The organism is Myxococcus sp. MxC21-1 (genome assembly GCF_032612255.1).
Lineage (GTDB): Bacteria > Myxococcota > Myxococcia > Myxococcales > Myxococcaceae > Myxococcus > Myxococcus virescens.
Genome location: NZ_CP123278.1, coordinates 1676127 through 1700036, shown reverse-complemented (window position 1 = coordinate 1700036; position 23910 = coordinate 1676127). Strand labels below are relative to the sequence as shown.

At 69.7% G+C, this 23910-nt stretch carries 20 protein-coding genes and 5 pseudogenes; 9 read left to right on the top strand and 16 right to left on the bottom strand.

Annotated features, from left to right (window positions below):
- Positions 1-292: 292 nt before the first annotated feature.
- From QEG98_RS08060 to rplU, 6 genes and pseudogenes are all read right to left on the bottom strand, one after another.
- A pseudogene (locus QEG98_RS08060) lies at positions 293-1779 on the bottom strand (hypothetical protein).
- Positions 1727-2454: pseudogene (locus QEG98_RS08055) on the bottom strand (LolA family protein). The pseudogenes QEG98_RS08060 and QEG98_RS08055 overlap by 53 nt, the downstream one beginning before the upstream one ends.
- A 47-nt stretch (positions 2455-2501) precedes the next feature.
- Positions 2502-3179 (bottom strand): TrmH family RNA methyltransferase, encoded by a 678-nt coding sequence (locus QEG98_RS08050; RefSeq protein WP_090484423.1) that lies wholly within the window; start codon positions 3177-3179, stop codon positions 2502-2504.
- A 4-nt stretch (positions 3180-3183) separates the two neighbouring features.
- A pseudogene (obgE, locus tag QEG98_RS08040) lies at positions 3184-4745 on the bottom strand (GTPase ObgE).
- Positions 4746-4871: 126 nt separating this feature from the next.
- A complete protein-coding gene (gene rpmA, locus QEG98_RS08035) occupies positions 4872-5147 on the bottom strand; it encodes a 50S ribosomal protein L27 (protein WP_011551586.1) in 276 nt (91 codons plus the stop codon).
- 39 nt (positions 5148-5186) lie between these two features.
- Positions 5187-5495: a 50S ribosomal protein L21 gene (gene rplU, locus QEG98_RS08030; RefSeq protein ID WP_026113820.1), complete on the bottom strand. Its 309-nt coding sequence runs from the start codon at positions 5493-5495 to the stop codon at positions 5187-5189.
- A 255-nt stretch (positions 5496-5750) separates the two neighbouring features.
- On the opposite strand from rplU, the gene QEG98_RS08025 reads away from it, so the two are divergent.
- On the top strand, positions 5751-6140 hold the full coding sequence (locus tag QEG98_RS08025) for a hypothetical protein (protein WP_316566290.1): 390 nt from the start codon (positions 5751-5753) through the stop codon (positions 6138-6140).
- Between the two features lie 50 nt (positions 6141-6190).
- Here QEG98_RS08025 and QEG98_RS08020 read toward each other — a convergent pair whose 3' ends face one another.
- Positions 6191-6667 (bottom strand): hypothetical protein, encoded by a 477-nt coding sequence (locus QEG98_RS08020; RefSeq protein ID WP_316566289.1) that lies wholly within the window; start codon positions 6665-6667, stop codon positions 6191-6193.
- Positions 6598-8142: a serine/threonine-protein kinase gene (locus QEG98_RS08015; protein ID WP_316566288.1), complete on the bottom strand. Its 1545-nt coding sequence runs from the start codon at positions 8140-8142 to the stop codon at positions 6598-6600. The genes QEG98_RS08020 and QEG98_RS08015 overlap by 70 nt, the downstream gene beginning before the upstream one ends.
- 301 nt (positions 8143-8443) lie before the next feature.
- On the opposite strand from QEG98_RS08015, the gene QEG98_RS08010 reads away from it, so the two are divergent.
- The 3 genes from QEG98_RS08010 to QEG98_RS08000 all read left to right on the top strand — a co-directional run bounded on the left by QEG98_RS08010 (position 8444) and on the right by QEG98_RS08000 (position 10443).
- Positions 8444-9406 carry an isopenicillin N synthase family dioxygenase gene (locus QEG98_RS08010; RefSeq protein ID WP_316566287.1) on the top strand — a complete coding sequence of 321 codons (963 nt, stop codon included), beginning with the start codon at positions 8444-8446 and terminating at the stop codon, positions 9404-9406.
- Positions 9407-9412: 6 nt separating this feature from the next.
- Positions 9413-9739, top strand: a complete 327-nt coding sequence (locus tag QEG98_RS08005; RefSeq protein ID WP_316566286.1) for a hypothetical protein — start codon at positions 9413-9415, stop codon at positions 9737-9739.
- 290 nt (positions 9740-10029) lie between these two features.
- Positions 10030-10443, top strand: a complete 414-nt coding sequence (locus tag QEG98_RS08000) for a hypothetical protein (protein ID WP_316566285.1) — start codon at positions 10030-10032, stop codon at positions 10441-10443.
- Here the strand turns inward: QEG98_RS08000 and gatB are convergent.
- The 4 genes from gatB to QEG98_RS07980 are packed head-to-tail and all read right to left on the bottom strand — an operon-like array spanning position 10440 to position 14020.
- Entirely contained in the window at positions 10440-11879 is a 1440-nt protein-coding gene (gene gatB, locus QEG98_RS07995; protein WP_141257775.1) for an Asp-tRNA(Asn)/Glu-tRNA(Gln) amidotransferase subunit GatB, read from the bottom strand. The two genes, QEG98_RS08000 and gatB, sit on opposite strands and share 4 nt — an antisense overlap.
- A 32-nt stretch (positions 11880-11911) precedes the next feature.
- On the bottom strand, positions 11912-13372 hold the full coding sequence (gene gatA, locus QEG98_RS07990; protein WP_316566284.1) for an Asp-tRNA(Asn)/Glu-tRNA(Gln) amidotransferase subunit GatA: 1461 nt from the start codon (positions 13370-13372) through the stop codon (positions 11912-11914).
- An 18-nt stretch (positions 13373-13390) separates the two neighbouring features.
- On the bottom strand, positions 13391-13678 hold the full coding sequence (gatC, locus tag QEG98_RS07985; protein ID WP_011551578.1) for an Asp-tRNA(Asn)/Glu-tRNA(Gln) amidotransferase subunit GatC: 288 nt from the start codon (positions 13676-13678) through the stop codon (positions 13391-13393).
- A 6-nt stretch (positions 13679-13684) separates the two neighbouring features.
- Positions 13685-14020, bottom strand: coding sequence for a zf-TFIIB domain-containing protein (locus QEG98_RS07980; RefSeq protein ID WP_026113821.1), 336 nt, complete (start codon positions 14018-14020; stop codon positions 13685-13687).
- 214 nt (positions 14021-14234) lie between these two features.
- Here QEG98_RS07980 and QEG98_RS07975 point away from each other — a divergent pair.
- The 3 genes and pseudogenes from QEG98_RS07975 to QEG98_RS07965 all read left to right on the top strand — a co-directional run bounded on the left by QEG98_RS07975 (position 14235) and on the right by QEG98_RS07965 (position 19012).
- Positions 14235-17299 (top strand): annotated as a pseudogene (locus QEG98_RS07975) (DNA translocase FtsK 4TM domain-containing protein).
- 120 nt (positions 17300-17419) lie between these two features.
- Positions 17420-17704 carry an antibiotic biosynthesis monooxygenase family protein gene (locus tag QEG98_RS07970; RefSeq protein WP_163884327.1) on the top strand — a complete coding sequence of 95 codons (285 nt, stop codon included), beginning with the start codon at positions 17420-17422 and terminating at the stop codon, positions 17702-17704.
- A gap of 6 nt (positions 17705-17710) precedes the next feature.
- A complete protein-coding gene (locus QEG98_RS07965) occupies positions 17711-19012 on the top strand; it encodes a class I SAM-dependent RNA methyltransferase (protein ID WP_316566283.1) in 1302 nt (433 codons plus the stop codon).
- On the opposite strand, the gene plsY is transcribed toward QEG98_RS07965, so the two are convergent.
- Positions 18929-19507: a glycerol-3-phosphate 1-O-acyltransferase PlsY gene (gene plsY / locus QEG98_RS07960; RefSeq protein WP_316566282.1), complete on the bottom strand. Its 579-nt coding sequence runs from the start codon at positions 19505-19507 to the stop codon at positions 18929-18931. The two genes, QEG98_RS07965 and plsY, sit on opposite strands and share 84 nt — an antisense overlap.
- A 10-nt stretch (positions 19508-19517) precedes the next feature.
- On the bottom strand, positions 19518-19949 hold the full coding sequence (locus QEG98_RS07955; protein WP_163884329.1) for a DUF2752 domain-containing protein: 432 nt from the start codon (positions 19947-19949) through the stop codon (positions 19518-19520).
- Positions 19950-20037: 88 nt separating this feature from the next.
- Between QEG98_RS07955 and QEG98_RS07950 the strand changes: the two genes are divergently transcribed.
- Positions 20038-20598: a DUF4920 domain-containing protein gene (locus QEG98_RS07950; protein WP_194858607.1), complete on the top strand. Its 561-nt coding sequence runs from the start codon at positions 20038-20040 to the stop codon at positions 20596-20598.
- Between the two features lie 6 nt (positions 20599-20604).
- Positions 20605-21186 carry a hypothetical protein gene (locus QEG98_RS07945; RefSeq protein WP_316566281.1) on the top strand — a complete coding sequence of 194 codons (582 nt, stop codon included), beginning with the start codon at positions 20605-20607 and terminating at the stop codon, positions 21184-21186.
- A 124-nt stretch (positions 21187-21310) separates the two neighbouring features.
- On the opposite strand, the gene QEG98_RS07940 is transcribed toward QEG98_RS07945, so the two are convergent.
- Positions 21311-22228, bottom strand: a complete 918-nt coding sequence (locus QEG98_RS07940; protein WP_228558435.1) for a hypothetical protein — start codon at positions 22226-22228, stop codon at positions 21311-21313.
- 50 nt (positions 22229-22278) lie between these two features.
- Positions 22279-23866: pseudogene (locus tag QEG98_RS07935) on the bottom strand (radical SAM protein).
- Positions 23867-23910 lie beyond the last annotated feature (44 nt).

Sequence of the window (23910 nt, the reverse complement as noted above, 5' to 3'; positions counted from 1 at the left end):
GTCCTTCAACATGTCGACGTAGTGCGTGTGGCCCACGCGCTCCGCGACGCGTTCGATGACGGCCAGCAATCCGAAGCGGATGGCGCCACTTGCGTCCTGCACGGACAACCGGCCCCGCTCCACTTCCTTGGAGAGGGCGTCGTACATCCGCGAGACGCCCTCCTTTTCCAGGTAGCGGCGGGCCAGCTCGATGGAGCGGCGCTGTTCGGTGTACTGACGGTCGAACTCGGTGGGAGACGGGCGCATGTGCGCCAGAGGAGAGCGCAGCACCCCCGCCCCTGTCCAGGCAACGCTAACGGGGGTCTTCCGGCTCCAGCTCCCGCTCCCCAGGCGGGGGCTCACGCGAGGGAGCGCCTCGCGACGGCATGGCCACGCCCTCACCCAGCGGCGTGGGCTGGCACTCACAGACGGTGCGGCGAGAGGCGGTCTCCGTGACGAAGGCACAGGCCGTGGGGCACTCGGGCTGGCGGCCTTCCTCGAACAGGCCCAGCGTGAAGTCGCGCGCGGTGGACAGCGCCGCATGGCAGGCAGGCAGCGCCTGCGCCAGGGAGCGCCAGGGCACGCGGTGCTGCGTCGTCAGGCCCCTGCTGGTGGCGGGGAAGCTCAGCCCCACGCCACAACCACTCACCAGCTTCTGCCCGTCCGGCCCCAGCGGCTCCAGGTGAAGCCGCCCTCCTTCTGGCAGGTCCCGGTACACGGCGCCGCTGATCGAGACGCTGCCATCCGGCTCACGCCGCACATGCAGGCCGTAGCAAGCCTCCTCACGGAAGGAGCCATCAGGCGCGGCGCAATGGCTGGTGGCGGAGCCTTCTGACGGCCGGACGCGGGGGCGCCGCAGCACCAGGGCCCCGCCCTTTGCGTCCAGCGTCGCGGTGAAGCGGCCCCAGACATCCGGCCCCAGGCGGCCCAGGCTGCTCGGCGAGTCCCAGCGCCCAGCGGCCTCCACCACCAACGGGCGGACACCCAGCCCCTCGGCCACCTCCACTGCGTCCAGCGCGAAGGTTCGCGGCGGCAGGTTTGCGGCCGTCTCGAGCGGCTGAAGCCCCTGTGCCTCGGCGAGCCGCACGGACACTCGCGAGAAGGGCTCGCGCGAGCCAAGGACGAAGGGGCCCGTGAGCTCCGCTCCGCCCTGCGTCATCCGCGCGGCCAGCAGGGGCCAATCGCCCAGCGGCTCGCGGCTGAGCTCCACCACGTGCACCTCGCGCGAGGCCTCCGTGGCCGCCGCTTCCGCGACGTAGTCCGCGCGCGGGCGAGAGGGGTGAAGGTCACTTCCCGCCGCAGCGGGTCCACGGTGAGCGCGTAGAACTCCAGGACATCCGCGCCCAGCGTCACGGCGCAGACCTTCTCACCGGACAAGCCCGCGGTGCGCACAGGCGACCGCACCGGGCCCACCGAGAAGGCGGGCAAAGGCACCACGGGCCAGGAGCGGAAACCTCCGGCGGGCTCGGGCGCGCGGATGGTGCCTTCGGGGGCGGGAAGCGCGCCGTCGAAGCAGCCTCGCGACACGAGCGAGAGCGGCCGCGCCACGTCCAACACCACCGGCACGGGCCGCGTCCCCAGTTGGCCCGCCACGGTGAGCCGCAGCGCGGGCGAGGCCAGCAGCGGCAGCGTCTGACCGTGGAAGCCTTGCGGACGCTCGGCACTGGCGGCCGGTTCCCGATGGCACCCGGTCCCGGCCAGCCCCATCCACCCCATCAGCAGAAACGCGCGACGCACGCTCCGCAGGTTACTGCTTCTTCGCCTTCGTGAAGTCATCCACGCGAGTGTCGTCCGGCACATCCAGCTTGAAGCTGTCCGCGTCGAGGCCCACGTTCGTCTTCAGGTTGAGGAAGGAGATGGTGTTCTCACTGCCGTCCGGGTCCACCACCGTGCTCTTGAGCACCTGGGCCGTGGATGGATCCACCTCCAGGCGCACCTGGCGGAAGCGCGGCTCGTTCTTCAGCGGATCCAACACCAGCAGCGTCCCCTTGCAGTCCTTGCAGGCGCCCTTGGTGATGTTGAACTCGTCCGCGAGCTTTCCCTGGCCGAAGAGGAACGTCACCGACGCGGAGAGCTGGCTGGTGTCCACGTTGGCCACGGTGAGGCTCTGCGCCGCCGGGTCGTACGCGTACACCTTGTTGCCCGCCAGCACGAAGGTGCGCGGCGAGGGCTTCAGGTACTCCCAACGCATCAGGCCGGGCTTCTTGTACGTGACGGTGCCTTCGGACGTCTGCGTGCGCCGGAAGGTCTTGTACTTGTAGTCCTGGCGGAAGCCCGCGCGGAAGTCGCCGGTCTTCTCGTAGAAGGCCTGCATCCGGTCCACCAGGGACTTCACTTCCGGCGCCATGGGCTTCGCGGCGGCGGGGCCGCGGGCGCGGGCGCGGCGGCCTGAACCGTCGGAGCGGGCTTCACCGGGGTGGCGGCAGGGGTGGCAGGGGCGGACAGGAGCGTAGCGAGCAGGGCTTCGAAGAACATGGCGTACCTCCATCTAAACCATCCCGACGGGGCCTGGGCCCCGGCATTCACGGGGCCTTCTTGAACAGGCGCTTCCTCTGTTTGATGGCCAGCACGTAGAAGCGCTCGCGCAGGGCCTGCGCATCCTCGGGAGACAGGTCCCCTGACTGGCCCAGGTGCTCGTCCCGCCAGGCAATCGCCCGGCTGATGCAGGCGGACGCCGCGGCGGAGATGTTGAGGCTCTGGCTGAACCCCTTCATGGGGACCCAGAACGTGCCGTCCACGCCGGCCAGCACGTCCTCGCTCACGCCGCGCCGCTCGTTGCCGAACACCAGCGCCATCTTCCCGTCGAAGCGCAGGGTGTAGAGGCTGGTGGCCCCCTCCTGGATGGCGGAGGCATACAGCGAGAAGCCACGGGACTTCAGGTGCTCGCGGCACTCGGCGAACGTCTTGTACAGCTTCACGTCCAGCCACTTGTCGCAGCCCTGGGCCACCCTCGAGTTGGGAACGAAGGGCGCTTCCGGGTTGATGATGATGTGGACTTCCTGAACGCCCATGGACTCGCAGGTGCGCAGCACCGCGGCCATGTTGAAGCTGTCCTCCAGCCGGTCCAGGACCACCGTGAAGTTGCGCGTCCGGTGACTGACGACGCGATCAATCTTCTCCTTGCGCACGTCGAGCAGGAACTGCTCCGGCTCGAACTGCTCCCGCTCATAGCGCTCGTAGCGCGCACCACCACCCGACATGGACTCAGCTCCTCCTGCCGCCCGACTTGCGCGCCGGAGCACGCTTCGGGGCCGCGGATGCCTTCTTCGCGGCGGCCTTGCCCGACGAGCCGCTCTTGCGCGCGGATGCCTTCTTCGCGGCGGCCTTCTTCACGGGCGCGGTGCCCGACTTGCGAGCCGGGGCCTTCTTCGTCGCGGCCTTCTTCGTGGTCCCAGTGCCCGACTGGCGGGTCGAGGCCTTCTTCGCCGCGGACTTCTTCGCCGCAGCAGTGCCCGCCTTGCGCGCTGCGGACGTCTTCGCCGCTGCGCCCGTCTTGCGAGCCGGAGCCTTCTTCGTCACGGCCTTCTTCGCAGCCGCAGACTTCTTCGTCGCCGCAGCTGCGCCGCCTTGCGAGCCGGAGCCTTCTTCGCCGCGGCCTTCACCGTCGCGGCGCCCACCAAGGAAGCCGGAGCCTTCTTCGTCGCGGCCTTCGCCGTCGCGGCGCCCGCCGAGGAAGCCGACGCCTTCTTCTCCGCGACCTTCGCCTTGGCCTTCCCCACCCGAGCCGCCTTGGCGGGAATCTCCACGTGGAGCTTCTCGGTGCGCCCCGTGAACAACACCTCCGCCACGGAGTCCATCAGCGGCTGCATGCCCTCGCCGGTGGCGCAGGACACGGGATACACACGGATGCCGCGCTCACGCAGCGCCTCCGTGAAGCCCTCCAGCCGGGCCTGTGCATCGGGCAGATCCAACTTGTTGGCCGCCACGACCTGCGGCTTGGACGCCAGCTCCGGGCTGTACTTGCCCAGCTCCGCGTTGAGCACGTTGAAGTCGTGCAGCGGCGAGCGGCCCTCGCCCTCCGCCCCCATGTCGATGAGGTGGATCAGCACCTTGCACCGCTCCACGTGGCGCAGGAACTGGTGCCCCAGGCCCACGCCCTCGCTGGCGCCCTCGATGATGCCGGGGATGTCCGCCATCACGAAGGACAGGCCGTCCTTGTACTGGACCATGCCCAGGTTGGGGACCAGCGTGGTGAAGGGATAGTCGGCGACCTTCGGCCGCGCCCGGCTCACCCGGGAGATGAACGTGCTCTTGCCCGCGTTCGGGAAGCCCAGCAGTCCCACGTCCGCCAGGAGCTTCAGCTCCAGCCGGAGCGTCAACTCCTCGCCCTTCGTCCCATCCTGGGCGAAGCGCGGCGTCTGCCGGGTGGAGGTGGCGAAGTTCATGTTGCCCAGGCCGCCGCGCCCGCCCTTCGCCGCCACCCAGCGCTGGCCGGTCTCGCTCAGGTCGACCAGCAGCTCCCCGGTGTTGGCGTCCTTCACCAGCGTGCCCACAGGCACCTTGAGCACCATGTCCTCGGCGGCGCGACCGTTACAGTCGCTACCCATGCCGTGCTCGCCATTCTTGGCGCGGTGGTGCTGCTGGTAGCGGTAGTCGAGCAGCGTGGTGAGCTGCGGGTCCGCCACGAAGACGACGGAGCCGCCGTTACCGCCGTCCCCGCCATTGGGGCCACCGCGCTCGATGTACTTCTCCCGCCGGAACGAGACGGCGCCGTTGCCGCCATCCCCCGCCTTCACGAAGATGCGGACCTCGTCGACGAACTTCATCTGGGACTCCTGGATAAACAAAGAGCGGGCCGCCCTCGCATCCCGCTGCCGGAAGGGCGCGTGGACTGGAGAAGCGACCCGCTCGTGGGTGCCGCACGGTTGCCGGCCTCAAGGGCCAGCCAGCCGTCAGGCGCTCGCCTGCTCAGCGGCGGCCGGGTAGACCGAAACCTTCTTCCGGTCGCGGCCCAGGCGCTCGTACTTCACCACGCCGTCCACCACCGAGTAGAGGGTGAAGTCGCGGCCGAGCTTCACGTTGGCGCCGGCGTGGATGACCGTGCCGACCTGGCGAACGAGGATGCTGCCCGCCGACACCGTCTCACCGCCGTACACCTTCACGCCACGATACTGCGGGTTGGAATCGCGACCGTTGCGCGAAGAACCCTGTCCTTTTTTATGAGCCATGACACCGTGCTCCTGAAGTTTGAGGTGAAACCGCCCGGACTAGCCGGCGATGGAGGTGACCTTCACCTCGGTGTACGGCTGACGGTGACCGCGGCGGCGGGTCCAGCCCTCCTTCTCCTTCCGGAAGTGGAGGACGCGGCGGTGCTTGTCCTGAGCCAGGACCTTGCCCACGACCTTCGCGCCGGCGACGGTCGGCTGGCCCACCTTCGGGCTCTCCGAACCACCGACCAGCAGAATCTCCGTGAAGGTCACTTCGGCCCCGACGTCGCCCGCGATCTTCTCGATCCGGACCACATCGCCCTCGGCGACGCGGTACTGCTTCCCGCCCGTGCGAATCACTGCGTACATCGTCAAACCCCTGTCATCTGTCGGGTTGGGTCAACCCGTGGAATCGACCGCGCATTTCGGACGGGTGGACCATCCAATCGCGCCAAAGGCGGCGGGATTTACGGGAGATACCCTGGGGAGTCAAGGTGGTTGAAGGATCAGACGGCCACTCCCCGGCCGTTTACTCGCCCCCTGGGTCAATGCTAACTCGGGTTCCGGGCTTTCGGCCGCCCTTCCGCGAGCCGGCCCGACAACCTCGTCCAAAGGGGGACTCCCATGAAGAAGCTTCTGATCGGCCTCTTGGCAACCAGCTCTCTTGTTCTTGGCACCGGCTGCGGCGGTGGCGATGACGACCTTTGCGAAGACCTGTACAACAGCAGCAACGAGGTCGACAAAAAGGGTCGCGCCTGCGGAGTTACTGGACTGTCGGACAACGAGATGGACGCCGCCATCCAGCAGTGCAAGAGCGGCCTCGACAAGTGTACCGATAGCGACAAGGAGAAGATCGAGCGCGCCATCAAGTGCCTGGACGGTGTCAACACCTGCTCCGAAGGCAACGAGATGCAGTACTTTGGCGAGCTGATCGGCTGTGCGGCGCAGCTCTCCGGGATCAGTCAGGACTGCCGGACCGCTGTTACCGTGGAAGATCCGGACGAAGAGCCGTAATTTCGAGTGGCCTTCCATCCCAAGAAACAGTCCTGGGCCCGGCTCCTTCTTCAAGGTGACCGGGCCCTCTCATGTCCGGTCGGCGCCGTCGCCCGCCCGCCCAGCACCCGGCGGAGCCTGCGGTAGCGCTGGAGCATGTCCACCTCCAGCGGCGCGAGCTTCAGCCCTCGCTCGTACTGATCCAGCGCCTGGGAGAGCTGGCCGTCGCGCTCCAACGCGCCGCCAGTCTGGAAGTGGATCCGCGCCGTGCCCATGGCCTGGGGCCTGCGCGCCAGGAACTCCCGCCGCAGGGACTCCAACTGCTCGGCCGTGAGCCCTGCCTCCAGGCACTTCGCCACCCCGCGGTGATTGCCGCGCCAGGCATCGTAGAGGGCCCGCTGCACCGTGGCGCCCAACGCCTCGGCCGCCTCGCGGACGCGGACGCGCAACGCATCCACCTGCGCGCGTTGGGGAGGCGTCAGCGAGTGCTGCTCCAGGGACTCCAGCGAGCGCCAGGCCTCGCGGGTCCGCAGGCGCACCGTGCCCATGTCCGAGTCAGGCTCCAGCGCCAGCACCGCATACGCGTCCCCCGCCGAGCGCTGACGCCGGTCTCCAGCAAGCGCGCCACGGCCGGGTCTTCCGTGGGCAGCACTTGCGGGACGACACGTACCGGCTCGCCCTGGAGGAGCGCATCCACGGCGGCCTTGAGCACGGCGGTCGCCTCCACGAACTGGACGCCGAAGCCGGTGGGCATCCCCCAGACGCGCGCTTGCGCGGGCGGAACGACCCGCACCACTTCACACATGACCGACAGGGGCCCGGACGCCAGCTCCAGCACCACGGGCAGCCGCGAGCACAACGGCGGCAGTACGCGCCCACCGTGAAGGAACAAGCCGCCCCGGGAGAGGCCACTGCCCCTGAGCCGCACAGGGCATTCCCCTGGCCGCAGCACGACCTGCACCGGCACTTCCACGAGGGAGGCCCGGGGCGCCATCGGCACAGCGGGGGCAAGACGCCGCTGGGACGTGCCCGCGAGCGACGAAGGCACCTGCCCCGCCCGCGCGTCCGCGCCAGGCCGCCCCCGCGACTGGCCTTCGGTGGGCATCTCTGGCGCGACGGGCGCCCGCTCGAGCACCGCGAGTCCTCCGGGACGCGTCTTCCGCGCCGACACGCGCACGTGCTCGGCGAGCGCCACCTGCAACGCGTTCCGGAACGCCGCGATGGAGGCGTATCGGTCCTCGGGCTTCTTGGCCAGGGCGCGCAGGATGACGTGCTCCAACGCGGCGGACACAGCCGGGTACACGGAGCTGGGGGGCGGCGGTGGCCGCAGCTGATGGGCCACCAGTTGCGCGGCCAGTCCCTCATCGTTGAAGGGAAGCCGGCCGGTGAGGAGCTGATAGGCGATGACGCCCAGCGCATACAGGTCCGCGCGGCCATCCACGCCGCGCCCCAGGGATTGCTCGGGGGCCATGTACTCGGGCGTCCCCACGATGATGCCCGCGTGCGTCTGGGGCATGTGCGCGTCCGCCAGCTTGGCGATGCCGAAGTCCAGCACCTTGACGAAGGGCGCGTTGCGCTTGCGCCGGACCAGGAAGATGTTGTCCGGCTTCAGGTCGCGGTGGACGATGCCTCGCGCATGCGCGGCCTGGAGCGCGTCGCACACCTGCGACAGCACCGAGACGACCGCGCCCGCGGCCAGCGGCGTCCCCACCCACGCGGACAACGGCGCCCCATCCAGGAACTCCATGATGAGGTAGGGGCGCGGCGGCGTGGCATCCATGTCGAAGATGCTCACGATGTTCTCGTGGCCGATGAGGTTCACCGCCCGCGCCTCCGCATGGAAGCGCTGGACCAGCTCCGGGTACATCGTCAGGTGGGCGTGCAGCACCTTCACCGCGACCCGGCTGCCAATGGAGACGTGCTCGCCCAGGTAGACGGCCCCCATGCCGCCCCGGCCCAGGCGCCGCACCAACCGGAAGCTGCCGCACCGGACGCCCACCAGAGGGTCCTGCGCCTCGACCACGGGGGCACACCTGGGACGCGCCGTCCCCCGGCCCGCACGTCCGCGCGCACCAGCGTCGGACACGAGGCATCCGCCCCATGCCGCCGGCCACACGCCCCACACCCACCACCGCTGCTCACCTCGGGCATCCGCCTCCCCCCAACCTGCCCGCCAACATGGACTCCGGGAGCACTGACTTCCACGGGGGATGAGGGCAGATGTCCGCTGGTGCCGCACCCTCGAAGCCATGGTCGCAGAACAGGGTCCGCTGGCGGACGCTGTGCGTGCCGACAATCCATCACGGTGGTTAAAGTGCGGCGCCATGTCGCCAACCCAGCGCCGCATCCCCGTCGTCAACCTGTCCCATTACCGCACGGGCACGCCCCAGGAGCGCGCCCGCTTCGTGCAGGTGTTCGGCGACGGCATCAAGGAGTTCGGCTTCGTCACGGTGGAAGGCCACGGCATCGACGACGGCCTCATCCGCCGCACGTACACGGACGTGGAGCGATTCTTCGCCCTGCCCGAGGCCACCAAGGCCCAGTACGCCCAGGCGGGGCACGGCGGCCAGCGCGGCTACATCGGCTACGGACAGGAGCACGCGAAGAACCGCCAGGTGGGAGACCTGAAGGAGTTCTGGCACGTGGGCCGCGAGCTGCCGCCTGACCACAAGTACCACGCACTCTACGGCCCCAACGTGTGGCCCTCCGAGGTGTCCACCTTCCGAGAGCACACGCTGTCGCTCTTCAACGCGCTGGATGGCGCGGCGAGCGTCATGCTCCAGGCGCTGGCCGAGTACTTCGGCGTGGCGCGCGACACCTTCAGCGGCATGGCCACGGACGGCAACTCCGTGCTGCGGCTCATCCACTACCCGCCGCTGAAGGAGCGCTTCATCCCCGGGGGCGTGCGCGCCGCCGAGCATGAGGACATCAACCTCATCACCCTGCTCTGCGAGGGCACGGCGTCCGGCCTGGAGTTGCTCACCCGCGACGGGGAATGGCTGCCGGTGGACACGCTGCGCGGACAGATTGTCGTCGACTCAGGCGACATGCTCAGCCGCGTGACGAACGAAATCATCCCCGCCACCACGCACCGGGTGGTGAACCCGCGCAGCAAGGAAGAGGACACGGTGCGCTACTCGATGCCCTTCTTCGTCCATCCCTACGCGGACTGCGTGCTCCAGGCGCTGCCCTGCACCCAGACGGCGGACACCCCGGCGCGCCATGCGCCCATCACCGCGGATGCCTTCCTCAAGCAGCGGCTGCGCGAGAATGGCTTGCTGAAGTAACGCACCGTGGACACGGCCACCGACCTCGTCGAACTGTTCGCCCTCCAGCCCCGCGTCTCGCTGGAGGACTACGCCTCTCCGGCCGCCTTCACCGCGCGACACCGTGCGCTGGCGGCGAAGGTGGATGCCCTGCGCGCCCGGGATGCGTCAGGCCACCCGCGCGCCCCAGCGCTCGTCGTGTGGCCGGAGTCGGTGGGGGCACCGCTGCTGTTCCTGGGCCACATGCACCGCGTGCGGCAAAGCACCTCACTCCAGGGTGCACTGAAACGCGTGCGCCTCTCCGAGGCCTGGGGGTGTGGAATGCCTGGAGCGACTTCCGGCCGCCGTCGCTGACGGAGTGCATCTACGCCGCGCGAGCGCCCTCGTGCACCGGACGCTGTGGAACACCTTCTCTGGCATCGCGCGGGATTTCGGCCTGTGGGTGGTGGCGGGCAGTGCGCTGCTGCCCGCCGGCCGCCGGGGGAGGGCTCGCCGGACTTCGAACCCTTCAGCGCGCGCACCTACAACACCAGCTACACCTTCTCGCCCGAAGGCAACTGCGTCGCGGCCGCGCGCAAGGCCAACCTGGTGCCCTCCTGGGAGGACGGGCTGCACCTGAGCCCTGGCCGCCCGGAGGACCGGCCGTGCTCCAGACGCCCTTCGGAAAGCTGGCGACCCTCATCGGCTATGACGGCTTCGCCCAGCCGCATACCCGCGACGAGCCCTGGTTCGCCCCCTGCGCGCAATACCTCGACGCCATGCGAGTGGACGTCCTCGCCCATCCCTCCATCCACGCCGGGCCGTGGGCACGCTCTGCCCAAGGCGAGCGCTGGCGACACGAAGGCCTGCCCGCGCAGCTCCGCACGCTCCGGAACGTGCGCTACGTGGTGAGCGCGCAGCAGGTGGGCAGTCTGCTCGGCGGCACCTTTGAAGCCGCCTCACACATCCTGGAGCGCACGGCCTCCGGCGACGTGCGCGTGCTCGCCCAGGCCCAGACGACGCAGGAGGAGGACGTGGTGCACGCCACCGTCCCCACCGCGGCACACGGCACGCCTTAGTCGCCGAGCTTCTTCTTCAGCAGCTCGTTGACCAGGGCGGGGTTGCCCTTGCCCTTCATGGCCCGCATCACCTGACCCACGAAGAAACCGAACACCTGCTTCTTGCCGGCGCGGTACTTCTCAATCTCCCCCGCGTTCTTCGCGAGGATGTCGTCCACCACCGCTTCGATGGCGCCGGTGTCGCTCACCTGGGCCAGGCCCTTCTCCGCGATGATGTCCGCGGGCGCCTTGCCCGTGCGGAACATCTCCCCGAGCACATCCTTGCCCGCGTTGGCGGACACCATGCCCTGGTCGACAGCGCCCAGCAGCTCCCCCAGCTGTGCTGGCGTGAAGCGCAGCGCGGACAGCGGCGTGCCCTCTTCCTTCAGCAGGCGCATCAGCTCTCCGAGGAACCAGTTGGAGAGCTTCTTGTAGTCCTTGTAGTGCCCGGCGCAGGCCTCGAAGTAGTCGGCCAGCGGGCGCTCGGCGGTGAGGATGCGGGCGTCATACGCGGGCAGTCCGTACTGGCTGGTGAAGCGCTGGAGCTTCGCGCGCGGCAGCTCCGGCAGCGCCTTCGCCGCGGCGTCGATGGCCTCCGCGCTCACGTGCAGCGGCGGCAGGTCCGGCTCCGGGAAGTACCGGTAGTCGTGCGCCTCTTCCTTGCTGCGCATGGAGCGGGTGACGCCCTTGTTCACGTCCCACAGGCGCGTCTCCTGCACCACCTTGCCACCCGACTCGATGACGTCCACCTGCCGGGCAATCTCGTACTCGATGGCCTGCTTGAGGAAGCGGAACGAGTTGAGGTTCTTCAGCTCGCAGCGCTGGCCAAACGTGGTGGAGCCCTTCGGCATCACCGACACGTTGGCATCGCAGCGGAAGCTCCCCTCCTCCAGGTTGCCGTCGTTGACGCCCAGGTAGACGAGCACGTCCCGCATCGCCTTGAGGTACTCCACCGCCTCGTCCGCGTCGCGCAGGTCCGGCTGGCTGACGATTTCGAGCAGCGGCACCCCCGCGCGGTTGAGGTCCACCAGGCTCTGGCCCCCACCGGCGTCATGCACGCTCTTGCCCGCGTCCTCTTCCATGTGGATGCGGAGGATGCGGATGGCCTTCTCGCCCTGCGGCGTGTCGATGACGAGCCGCCCGTGCTCGCAGATGGGCTGGTCGAACTGCGTAATCTGGTAGCCCTTGGGCAGGTCCGGATAGAAGTAGTTCTTCCGGCTCCACACGCTCGTCGGGCGGATGGTGCACTCCAGCGCCAGGCCCGTGCGCACGGCGAACTCCGCCACGCGCTGGTTGAGCACCGGCAGCACACCGGGCATGCCCAGGCACACCGGGCAGGTGTTGCGGTTGGGCTCGGCGCCGAACGCGGTGGAGCAGCCACAGAAAATCTTGGACTGCGTGAGGAGCTGCGCGTGGACCTCGAGGCCGATGACGGGCTGGAAATCGCTCACGGGCATGGCGGTGTCACCAGGGCGGACGCTCGAGGGCCCTACAGGGGCGCGGAGCGGCGGAAGAAGTCGTGCTCGCGCTCGTAGGCGCGGGCAATGCGCAGCAGGCCAGCCTCGTCGAAGGGCCGTCCCAGAATCTGCAGGCCCACGGGCAAGCCCGCCTTCGTGAAGCCGCAGGGCACCGACAGGCCGGGCAGGCCCGCCAGGTTGCAAGGCAGCGTGTAGATGTCCATGAGGTACATGGACAGCGGGTCCTCCACCTTCTCACCCAGCTTGAAGGCCGGCACCGGCGAGGTGGGCGACAGCAGCGCGTCCACCTGCTGGAAGGCCCGCGTGAAGTCCTCGCGGATGAGCGTGCGAACCTTCTGCGCGCGCAGGTAGTGGGCGTCGTAGTAGCCGGAGGACAGCGCGAAGGTCCCCAGCATGATGCGGCGCTTCACCTCCGCGCCGAAGCCCTGCTCCCGCGTCAGCGCGTACACGTCCCGCAGGCTGCGCGCGTCCTTCGCCCGCAGGCCGAAGCGCACGCCATCGTAGCGAGCCAGGTTGCTGGACGCCTCCGCGGGCGCGATGAGGTAGTACGTCGCCAGCGCATACTTCGTGTGGGGCAGCGACACGTCCACCAACGTCGCGCCCAGACGCTCGTACTCGCGCAGGGCCTCGCGCACCGCGGCCTCCACCTCCGGGTCCATGCCCTCGGTGAAGTACTCGCGCGGAACGCCCAGCTTCAGGCCCCGCACGCCGGCCTCCAGGTCCGCCGAATAATCCGGCACGGGCGCGTCCGCGGACGTGGCGTCCTGCGCGTCCGGCCGCGCAATCACCTGGAGCAGCGCCGCCGCGTCCGCCACCGTGCGCGTCATGGGGCCCGGCTGGTCCAGCGACGAAGCGAAGGCGATGACGCCAAAGCGCGACACCCGGCCGTAGGTGGGCTTCAGCCCCACGGTGTTGGTGAGCGCCGCGGGCTGGCGGATGGAGCCGCCCGTGTCCGTTCCCAGCGCGCCGAACACCTCGCGCGCGGCCACCGCCGCCGCCGAGCCACCAGACGAGCCGCCCGGCGTGCGCGACACGTCCCACGGGTTGTGGCTGGGAAAGAAGGCGCTGGATTCATTGGAGGAGCCCATCGCGAACTCATCCATGTTCAGCTTGCCCACCAGCGGCAGGCCCGCCTCCTTCAGCAGGCGCACCACCGTGGCGTCATAGGGCGGAACGAAGCCCTCCAGGATGCGCGAGCCAGCGGTGGTCTCCACGCCCTCGGTGAGGAAGATGTCCTTGAGCCCCAACGGCACGCCGTCCAGGGCGCTGGCGGGACTGCCCGACTTGCGGCGCGCGTCACTCGCGCGAGCGGCGGCCAGGGCACCGGCTTCATCCACGCGCAAGAAGGCGCGCACCTTCGGGTCCACCTGCTGGATGCGCGCCAGGCTCGCGCGGGTGGCCTCCTCGGAGGAGGCCTCTCCCGCGGCCAGCTTCTCGGCCAGCTCCAGCATCGTGAGGTCCGTGAGCTGCATGGCGTGGAACCTCCGGGACTACTCGATGATTTTCGGCACGGCGAAGGACGTGTCCGACTTCGCCGGCGCGTTGGCCAGGGACTTCTCTGGCGGCAGGGACGGCCGCGTCACGTCCTCACGCAACCGTGAGGACGTGAGCGTGGCGTGGGAAGTGGGCTCCACGGCCTCCACGTCGAGCGACTGGAGCTGCTCCACCGCGTCCAGCACCGCGGACAGCTGGGTGGTGAAGCGCTGCTCCTCTTCCGGAGTCAGCGACAGCCGCGCCAGTGTGGCCACATGGCGCACCTGCTCGAGCGTGAGCGCCACGGCGGCCTACTTCTTCTTGAAGAGGTTGAGGATGGCCCCCATCACCTTGCCACTGCCCTCGTGGCCGTGCTGGGCGACCAGCTGGTCCAGCTCCCCGGCGTCCAGGAAGATGCCGTGGCAGTTGAAGCAGGTCTCGATTTCGACATTCCCCTGCTTCAGCGTCTGGAGGTCCATGCCGCACTTGGGGCACTTCATCCAGTGGAGCTTCTTGAGCTCCTCGCGCTGCTGCGCCGCGCTCGCCGCGGCCTGCTCCAGGGCCAGCTTGCGCTTCTTCTCAATCTCCTCCCGGGCGAAGTACTCCTCCTCGGTGGATGACGGCTTGTCGGTACGGGCGTCGGCCATGTGATGTTCCTCCACGAAGTCCCGCCGCCGCGCGGCATGCGCGCCCGGGCGGCGATGTTGGGCGGCACCATACCCCCTCTGGGGAGGGGTGCAGCCGAAATGTAGGTTCCCCGTCCTGAGCTGGAAAATTGACCGGTCCCCCGCCCTCCCTACACTCGCTGCGGGCATTGCTACAGCCCGCTACGCGGCTGAGACGCGCAGAGGGAAGACGGACATGACGGCGAAGAAGGGTCGGGCGGAGAAGGCGGTCTTGTCCCGGCAGGAAATCGCGACGCGCCGCAGGGCGCTGGCGGACAAGCGGATGAAGGCCGGCAAGGGCGGAGACGTCACCACCCGAGCCATCACCGGCGTGTTCCTGCTGGCGGCGTCGTTGATTGCCCTGCTGGCGGTGGCCACTTTCGACGCGAAGGACCGGGTGGGCCCGGGCTTCAACAACGCGGTGGGCCCCATGGGGCACCTCATCGCGGAGTCGCTGCGCGGCATGCTCGGCGTGTGCGCCTACCTCATCCCCGTGGGCGGCATCTACACGGCCATGGTGCTCTTCGTGGGCAGCCGGGACCGGAAGCGGGGACCGCAAATCATCAGCCTGGCGCTGCTGACGGTCAGCGTGTCCGTGCTGGCGCAGCTGATGTTCGCCGGTGACAAGGGCTGGGCACACCCACCGGGTGGCGCGCTGGGCGCCAGCCTGGGCGGCATCATGTCCGGCCTGTTCTCCACGGTGGGCACCGTCATCCTGGTGACGGCCATCAGCGCGGCCGCCCTCATCGTGGGCACCCAGTACACCTTCCTCAAGCTGTGCTCGCTGGCCTGGGCCGGGCTGTGCGTGGTGGGTCGCCGCGTCCAGGAATCCGCCAGCGTGTTCTGGGAGGCGCAGAAGGTGGCCTACCAGGAGCGCCAGGAGCGCGCCGCCCAGGAGAAGCTGGAGGAGGCCGCCTTCCTCGCGCAGCTCGAGGCTGACGAGGAAGAGCTCGCCGAAGCCGAGCGCCTGGCCGAAGAGGCCGAGGCCGCCGAGGCCGAGGCCATGGCGGAGGAGGCCTTCCGGCTGTCGAAGCAGCAGGAGAAGGAGCAGGCCGCCGCCGCGAAGCTGGCGCTCAAGGAGTCCCGCGAGCGCGAGAAGGCGGAGAAGCTGGAGAAGAAGCTGCTCCCGCCGACCCGCGAGGCTGACTCGCTGCCCCCTGCCCCCGCGCCCGTGCTGGCCCTTCCGGAGAAAGCGCCAGCGAAGGCGGAGAAGCGCCCGGCCCTCGGTGCCGACCCGGCCTGGGCCGCGTCCTTCCTGCCGCCCTCGCCCAACCTCATCATTCCCGCCGACGGCGCCGACGCCTCCGAAACGCCGCGCGCCCGCCGCAAGCCGAACATCGTCACTGGCCCGGCGCCGGTCCCCATGCCCGACATGGAGGCCGAGCCTGTCGCGCCCGTCGCCGCCGCCCCCATCGCGCCGGTGCCCCCGCCCCCGCCGCCCCGGCCGACATCGTCCCCGCGCCGCAGGCCGCGCTGGCGCGCATGCCGCTCATCGTGGAGCCCAAGGCCCCGCCCAAGCCCACCGTCAAGAAGAGCCAGGATCAGTTCGAGTTCGTCGGCGACCGCAAGAGCTTCTCGCTGCCGCCGCTCGACGTGCTCGAGTGCGACAAGACGGAGCGCTCCGCGCTGGACAAGGACGTGTACCTGTCCACGGCGGAGAAGCTGCGCGCGAAGCTGGCGGACTTCGGCATCGTCGGCGAGGTGGTGGAGATTCGCCCCGGCCCCGTCGTCACCATGTACGAGTTCCTCCCGGGACCCGGCATCAAGGTGAGCAAGATTGCCGCGCTCGCGGACGACCTCGCCATGGCCATGGAGGCCATGCGCGTGCGCATCGTCGCCCCCATCCCCGGCAAGGGCGTGGTGGGCATCGAGGTTCCGAACAGGGACCGCGAGACCGTCTACCTCAAGGAGATTGCCGAGCAGGACGCCTTCAACAAGGGCGCCAGCAAGCTGACCATGTGCGTGGGCAAGGACATCGAGGGCATGCCGTACGTCCTCGACCTGGCCAAGGCGCCCCACCTGCTCATCGCCGGCACCACCGGCTCCGGTAAGTCGGTGGCGGTGAACTCCATGATCATGAGCATCCTCCTCAAGGCCACGCCCGAGGAGGTCCGCTTCATCATGGTGGACCCGAAGATGCTGGAGCTCTCCGTCTACGAGGGCATCCCCCACCTGCTGCTGCCGGTGGTAACGGACCCGAAGAAGGCGGCGCTCGCGCTGCGCTGGGCCGTGGAGGAGATGGAGCGCCGCTACCAGATGCTGTCCGAGGCGGGCGTGCGCAACATCGCCGGCTTCAACAAGCTGGTGGAGAGCACCGCGGTGGAGGTGAAGACGACCACCGAGTCCGCGCCGAAGAAGAAGGCGAAGCCGAAGAACGTGCTCGTGCTCGATGGCGAGAGCCCCAAGTCCTCCATGCCCGCAGGCGGCGAGAGCCTGGGCGTCGCCGCCCCCCGGGACGACGAGGACGACCTGCTCGACGCGCAGGCGTCCGAGGCAGCCGAGGCTCCGGAGCTGGAGGCCGAGTCCGAGGACACCGAGGAGCTGGAGGCCAGCGAGTCCACCGAGCCGGAGAAGAAGCAGCTCAAGAAGCTGCCCTACATCGTGGTCATCATCGACGAGCTCGCCGACCTGATGATGGTGGCCAGCCGCGAGGTAGAGACCTACGTCGCTCGCCTGGCGCAGATGGCCCGCGCGGCCGGCATCCACCTGATGGTCGCCACGCAGCGCCCGTCCACGGACGTCGTCACCGGCGTCATCAAGGCCAACTTCCCCACGCGCGTCAGCTTCATGCTGCGCTCGAAGCCGGACTCGATGACGATTCTGGGCACGGTGGGTGCGGAGGCCCTGCTGGGCATGGGCGACATGCTCATCATGCCGCCCACCAGCGCGCACCTGCAGCGCGTGCACGGCGCCTTCGTGTCGGAGAACGAAATCAAGAAGGCGGTGGACCACCTCAAGGCCCAGGGCAAGCCCGTCTACGACGACTCCATCCTCAAGCCGCGCGACGAGGACGTGGAAGGTGGCGGCGAGGAGGACGAGCTGTCCGACGAGCTGTACGACCAGGCGCTCGCGACGGTCAGCGAGATGCGGGCCGTCTCCATCTCCATGCTCCAGCGCAAGATGCGCATCGGCTACAACCGCGCGGCCCGCATGATTGAGCGGATGGAGCGCGACGGCGTGGTGGGCGCGGCGGATGGTGCCAAGCCCCGCGAGGTGCTCATCCGGGGCCTGGGCGACATGCCCGGCGCCGGGGCCATGTAAGGCCCACGTGGCCGCCGTCTCCCGGATGGGATGGGAGGCGGTGGCCCTGGCGGTTCCACTTCACGGGGGCGTCCTGGCTCGGCCCGGACGCCCTCGCTGTTTTCCACCCGAGGCGTGCCCATGATTGTCGCCATCTCCCGCTTCCGGCCGGCCCCCGAGGAAGCGGACCGCCTGGTCGCCCGCTTCCAGGCGCGCACGCGGGCGGTGGACGGATACCCGGGCTTCCTGGGGCTGGAGGTGCTGCGCTCCTTCGAACGGCCGCCGGAGCTGATGCTGGTGACGCGCTGGCGGGACAAGGCCTCCATGCGGGCCTACTTTCAGTCCGAGGACTTCCAGCGGGCACGGGAGGCGAGCGCCCAGCAGGAGGACGCCACCTTCGCCCTCTACGAGGTGGTGGGCACATGAAACGCGATGCCGGTTCCCAAGCGGCCCGGTGTCGTCTATGGGCGGACTCCCATGGCTGAACGCATTGCCCTTTTCGCCACCGCCGCTCGCGGCACCGAGGACCTCCTGGCCGACGAGCTGAAGGAGCTCGGCGCCCGCCGCATCCGCCAGGACCGCGGCGGTGTCCGCTTCATGGCCACGTTGGACGAGGCGCTCATGGTGGCGCTCTGGTCCCGCATCGCCATGCGCGTGCTCTACCCGCTGGGCGCCTTCGAGGCCCGGGGCGCGGAAGGCCTGTACGAAGCCGCCGCCAGCATCCCCTGGGAGGAGCACCTCACCCCCGAACACACCTTCGCGGTGGATGCCACGCTGAAGGACAGCGAGCACAGCCACTCCGGCTTCGTGGCCCTCAAGGTGAAAGACGCCATCGTCGACCGGATGCGCGACACGAAGGGCGCCCGGCCGGACGTGAATACGAGGGACCCGGACATCCGCGTGGTGGCGCACCTCGCCCGTGAAACGCTGTCCCTGTCCCTGGATTTGTGCGGCGAGCCCCTGCACCGCCGGGGCTACCGCGTGCGCCCCACGCCCGCTCCGCTGAAGGAGACGCTGGCCGCGGCGGTGCTGCGCGCGGCGAACTACACGGGGACGGAGGGACTGGTGGACCCGATGTGCGGCTCCGGCACCTTGCTCATCGAGGCAGGCCTCATCGCCCGCCGGCGCGCGCCCGGGCTCAACCGGGACTTCGCGGTGGAGCGCTGGCCGGAGCTGGGCGCCCGGGCCCGCGAGCTGCTCGCGGACATGCGCGCGGATGCCCGCCGCAACGAGCGGAAGGTGGAAGTACCGCTGCTCGGCTTCGACAAGGACCCGGAGGCGCTGGAGGCCGCCAGCCGCAACGTGCGCGCCGCACGCCTGACGGAGGAAATCCAGCTGGCCGAAGGCGACGCGACCCGGCTGCCGCCGCTGCCGGAGACAGGCGGATTGCTCGTCACCAACCCACCCTACGGCGACCGGCTCGGCACGGGCGGCCAGAAGGGCATGAAGAGCTTCTACTTCAAGCTGGGCGAGTCGCTGCGCGTGCCGGGCTGGCGCGTGTGGGTCATCTGCGGCAACCCCGGCTTCGAGAGCGCCTTCCATGCGCGCCCCTCCGCGAAGCGGGACCTCTGGAACGGCCCCATCGCCTGCTCGCTGCTCGGCTACCGTCCTCCAGACGGTGGCAGCGCTCGGGGTGACACCGGGGACGGCTCAGAAGCGCCGCTCGGTGCGCCGCGCCAGCCGGCGGATGTTGCCCCGGTGCGTCCACAGCATGAGGGCGAAGAGGAGGGCTGAGAGTCCCGCGTATTCCACGGCCCGCGCGGTGAGCGCCGACGTGCCCACCGCCGTGGCCCCCGCCGCCAGCGAGCCCAGCGAGCTCACGCGCGACACGGCGAAGACGGCGACGTACACCAGCGCGGCCGCCAGCGCGGCCTGGGGCACCAGCACCAGCAGCACGCCCAGCGCCGTGGCCACGCCCTTGCCGCCCTGGAGCTTGAGCCACACCGGGTAGATGTGGCCCAGCACCGCGGCCAACCCCACCGCCACGTGCACGGTGGGCGCATCTGGCAGCAGGCGCACCGCCAGGACCACGGGCAACGCCCCCTTGATGGCATCCAGCAGCAACACCACCGCGCCCAGCTTCTTGCCCGCCACGCGCGTGACGTTGGTGGCGCCGATGTTCCCGCTACCGCCCTTGCGCACGTCCACCCCGCGCAGCCACCGCGTCAGCAACACACCGAAGGGAATGGAGCCGGCGAGGTAGCCCAGCAGGACGAGCGCGGAAGTCACGACGCAGAGGCTACAGCAGCAGGTGGGGGAAGCGCGTCTTCACCACCACGTAGGCGTAGTTGACCAGGATGATGATGGGCGTCAGGACGCCCAGGACGCTCCACTCGCGGGGGGAGAGCTCCACCTGGGGAATGGGCATCGCGAACACCAGGTGCAGCACCATGACCACCGCCGCCAGCGCGAACACGATGGCCGCCACCGTTCCCAGGGGGTTGGCCTCCCAGGCGCCGGCGAAGTTGAGGTGCGATACCCGGTCGGCCACGCGCGTCAGGCCGCAGCCGAGGCAGGGCCACCCGGTCTGCTCCCTGAGCACACAGCCCCAGAAGGGGATGATGCGGGCCACCGGGATGTAGCGCGCCACGAGCAGCCCCACCACGCCAGCGAGCCCCATGGCGTCCACGGTGCTGAAACGGCGGTTGCGGGGAGGGATGACGACCTTCAAGCGCACCTCCTCAGCGTGTGCGGGTGGATGGACTTTAGTACGGGGGTCGCCTTGCCGGAGCAAAGACTTTTGGCTAAGCGGACGGGGTATGAACACGCTCCGCACGTCCCTGATGCTGCTGGTCGCCGTTCCCCTGGTTGCCGTCGCGGGTGACAAGTCGTCCGCCAAGGCGGGCAAGGCCGCCGAGGCCGACTGCCACCACCCGCCCGCCCCGCAGGCGCAGACCGCGCCCAAGGCCGAAGGCGCGTCCGATGGCTGGAAGCTCACCCGCGGCGAGCCTCTCAAGGGCGCCAAGGCGGTGAAGCTCGCGGACGTGCTGGCCAGGCCGCAGGCTCACGACGGCAAGACGGTGCTGCTCGAGGGGCAGGTGCGCAAGGCGTGTGAGCGCAAGGGCTGCTGGATGGAGCTGGCGGCGAACGGCCAGGACAAGGGCCCGGGCGTGCGCGTGACGTTCAAGGACTACGGCTTCTTCGTCCCCCTGGACTCTGCGGGCGCGCAGGCGCGCGTGGAAGGCGTGCTGAAGGTGGCCGAGCTGACCGACAGCCGCGCCCAGCACTACGAGTCCGAGGGCGCCATCGTCCCCCGCGGCGCCGATGGCAAGCCGCGTGAGGTGCAGTTGGTGGCCACGGGCGTCGAACTTCGCCGCTGAGACGACATGGCACGAAGCTTCAGCATGCGCGGCGTGCAGAGCGCGGCGGACCGCGCCGTGCAGCACGCCCGCGCATGGATGTTGGAGACGGAGCCGGGCTCGCGCGTGCATGACGTGCAGTTGGACCCGCGCTTCCAGCACCGGGGTGTGGACCTGCTCTGGGAGCTCCCCTCGGGAGAGGTGCGCGGCATCGAGGTGAAGGGCGACCGCAACGCCACCCGCCGGCGCTACTTCTTCGAGCTGGTGTCCAACCTGGAGAAGGACACCCCAGGCTGCTTCCTCTACAGCGGCGCGGACCTGCTGGTGTACGTCTTCCTCTCGCAGGGAGAGCTGCACGTCGTGCCCATGAAGGCGGCGCGCGAGTGGTTCCTTCCCCGGGCGAAAGAGTACCCACTCAAGCACGCCTTCACCCAGACGGGCGCCATCCGCTACACCACCGTGGGCGCCGTGGTTTCCGTGCGGGACGTGGCGGAAGGTGTCCCCGGCGTGCTTCGCGTTCCGCTGAAGCGCCGGGGTGGCGCGAAGGACGTGGCGGAAGAGGTGCCGCCCACCTCCGAATCTCCTCAGGGACAGGAGTCGAACGGTTAGGACGAAGGGGCGGAAAGTGCGGCTCCCAGGCCCCCTCTTTCCTGGGCGCGGAGCCGCGGACAGGCCCCACTCGTCCCACGGGCTGTGACAGGAGGCCACGCAGGCCCCCTGTCACGCGCGTGCCTCAGCGACCGTGACGGTGACGGCGGTGGCCGGGGTGAATCTTGTCGTGGGCTGCCTCCAGGCGCTCGGAGATGCCCATCAACTCCAGCAGCGACTCGCGGTCGTTCTGCGCCTTGTAGACGTGCTCCAGGCGGGGGACGAGGTCCAGCGCGAGGTGCAGGTCACCGCCATTCTCCGCCGCCGCGAGCAGCGTGCGGGCCGCCGCCGCCGCCTGACCGTGCGCCTTGATGTGGATGAGGCCGTCCACCGCCAGCAGGCGCGCGATGGGCGAGCGCTCGGTGTCCTCGGTGAGCTTCACCATGTCCTCGGTGGCAGGCCCCAGCTCGCCCTTCGCCGCGCGGACGATGGCGCGCGAGATTCCACGGCGGTCCGGCAGGAGGAACTCCTCCAGGTCCGCGAAGGACTCCGCGTGGCCCACGTGGCCCGATGACGCCAGCGCCTCCGCGAGGCTGTCGAAGATTTCGGCCTGCTTCTCCGTGAAGGGCGCCAGCGCCTCGCGCATGAAGCGCTCCTGCGGCGCCCCCTTCTCGTCGAGCGGCATCTTCGCGCGCACCGCGTTCATCTTCTCGAAGGCGGCGTCCACCGCCGCGTCCTGCCGCCCACCCAACAGGAACGACAGCTGCTGCATCAGGTTCGCCAGCGTGTCGGCCATCTCCATGGGCGCCACGCGGTCCGGCAGCCAGCGGCTCCACAGCTCCACCGCCGCCGCCACCGCGAAGTCCTTGAAGGGGCCGGTGCCCTTCCACTGCGGCCGCCACTGCTGGGCAATGCCCAGCGGGAAGGCCGTCTCCGCCAGCTTGCGGAAGTCGTCCTCGCCCACGGCAATGCCGTAATGGCCGAGCGTCCCGAGCAGGGCCTCCGTCGAGTACTCCTTCAGGCCCTTCTGCTGCCACGACTTGTCCACTCGCTGCGTGCTCACCTGGATCTCCGCTGCCCTGGACGCCGGCCATCGGCGCGCCAAGCGGCCTTCTAGCGGAAGCCGGGGCGGACGTGCACCACCACGTGCAATCCCACGTCAGGCGGCGGACGCCGGGGCGCGGTCCTCGGCACGGTGGGCCACAGGACGGGGTTGCGCCGACCGTCCTCCACCCGCCGGGCGGTACGGCTCGCAGTCCCGGGCATCGAAGGCCCGCTTCCAGGCCGCGAAGTTCCCTCCGGCCTTCCAGGCATCCATGGCCGCCAGCCCCGCCTCCGGACCGCACTGGGCCAGCATGTACTCCACCCAGGCCCAGCGCGCGGACGTCGGGCGCACCTCGGCGCGCCCCCGGAGCCCCTTGCGCAGTCGCTCCAGCCGCCCCTCCACCTCGCGAATGCCCGTGAAGGGAGCCCCATCCATGGGCGTGTTCCGCTTGGCCACGAAGGGCGCCACGCCCAGCGCCACCGGGAGGATGCGGGACAGCTCGCTGGTGAAGCGGATGAGCTCGTCGATGTCCGCGTCCCCTTCGGTCGGCAGACCCACGACGTTGTACACCTTGAGCTGCTTCATCCCCGCCGTGCGGGCGAACGTCGCGGCCCGGACAATCTGTTCCTCTGAGTGCTTCCGGTCCACCATGTCCCGCAGGCGCTGTGACGGACCGTCCGCCGCCACCGTGAGGTTGGTGGCCCCACCCCGCCGGAGCTGATCCACCAGTTCCTGGGTCAGCCGGTCCGCGCGCAGGGAGGACACCCCCACCTCACGGCCGGACTCCACAATCGTCCGGAGCAACTCGACGATGCGCGGATGGTCCGTCACCGCCGCGCCCACCAACCCCACCCGGCGGGCATGCTCCGGAATCAGGGACAAGATGCGCTCCGGCGGCACCGTGCGCATGCCCCCATTCGTGGTGCGCCGCATGACGCAGTAATGGCAGCCCCGGGAGCAGCCCCGCTCCGGCTCGATGAGGAACATCGAGCGTAGCTCGGTGTGCGGTGTCACGATTTGCGACCGGGCAGGCAGCCGTGAATCCGTGGCCTTGGCCACGTGATATCGCGCTCCGCCCCGCCCGGGCACGCGGAAGCCCGGGATGCGCGCCAGGTGCGCCAGGAGGGCCTCGCGCTCCATGGTCGCCGCGGCCTCCACCAGCAGGTGGATCAAATCCTCCGCCTCCCCCTGGACGAGCACGTCCACGAAGGGCTCCAGCGGATCCGGGTTGGAGAACGTCAACGGCCCGCCACCCACCACGAGCGGATAGCGGCCATCCTGGCGCTCCTCCGCCAGGAGCGGGATGCCCGTCAGCTCCAACATGGAGAAGAGCCCCGTCAGCTCCAGCTCATACGCCACGGAGAAGGCCAGCATGTCGAAGTCAGCGACAGGGGCCTGGGACTCCCAGGTGAAGAGCGGCGTCCGGGTGCGCTTGAAGGCGTCCACGTCATCCGGAAGGAAGACGCGCTCGGCCGTCGCGCCAGGATGCTCGTGGATTTCACGATAGATGGCCTGGTAGCCGAGCGAGCTCATGCCCACGTGGTAGGGGCTGGGGTAGCAGAGGGCCACCCGATAGGGCGCCGCCTTGTGCAGCGTGCCCTGTTCGTCCGCCAGCAAGCTGCGAACGCGCTCGATGAGTGAGTAACGGCCCTCCATGTGCCTCCAGTGCAGGTCCAGCCTTTTAAACACCGCGGCCCCGG

Excerpts from the sequence above, each read along its gene's own strand:
- QEG98_RS08050 (WP_090484423.1), bottom strand. The coding sequence starts at position 3,179 with ATGTCGGGTGGTGGTGCGCGCTACGAGCGCTATGAGCGGGAGCAGTTC.
- rpmA (WP_011551586.1), bottom strand. The coding sequence starts at position 5,147 with ATGGCTCATAAAAAAGGACAGGGTTCTTCGCGCAACGGTCGCGATTCC.
- rplU (WP_026113820.1), bottom strand. The coding sequence starts at position 5,495 with ATGTACGCAGTGATTCGCACGGGCGGGAAGCAGTACCGCGTCGCCGAG.
- QEG98_RS08025 (WP_316566290.1), top strand. The coding sequence starts at position 5,751 with ATGAAGAAGCTTCTGATCGGCCTCTTGGCAACCAGCTCTCTTGTTCTT.
- QEG98_RS08020 (WP_316566289.1), bottom strand. The coding sequence starts at position 6,667 with ATGGGCACGGTGCGCCTGCGGACCCGCGAGGCCTGGCGCTCGCTGGAG.
- QEG98_RS08010 (WP_316566287.1), top strand. The coding sequence starts at position 8,444 with ATGTCGCCAACCCAGCGCCGCATCCCCGTCGTCAACCTGTCCCATTAC.
- gatB (WP_141257775.1), bottom strand. The coding sequence starts at position 11,879 with ATGCCCGTGAGCGATTTCCAGCCCGTCATCGGCCTCGAGGTCCACGCG.
- gatA (WP_316566284.1), bottom strand. The coding sequence starts at position 13,372 with ATGCAGCTCACGGACCTCACGATGCTGGAGCTGGCCGAGAAGCTGGCC.
- QEG98_RS07980 (WP_026113821.1), bottom strand. The coding sequence starts at position 14,020 with ATGGCCGACGCCCGTACCGACAAGCCGTCATCCACCGAGGAGGAGTAC.
- QEG98_RS07970 (WP_163884327.1), top strand. The coding sequence starts at position 17,420 with ATGATTGTCGCCATCTCCCGCTTCCGGCCGGCCCCCGAGGAAGCGGAC.
- QEG98_RS07965 (WP_316566283.1), top strand. The coding sequence starts at position 17,711 with ATGCCGGTTCCCAAGCGGCCCGGTGTCGTCTATGGGCGGACTCCCATG.
- QEG98_RS07950 (WP_194858607.1), top strand. The coding sequence starts at position 20,038 with ATGAACACGCTCCGCACGTCCCTGATGCTGCTGGTCGCCGTTCCCCTG.
- QEG98_RS07945 (WP_316566281.1), top strand. The coding sequence starts at position 20,605 with ATGGCACGAAGCTTCAGCATGCGCGGCGTGCAGAGCGCGGCGGACCGC.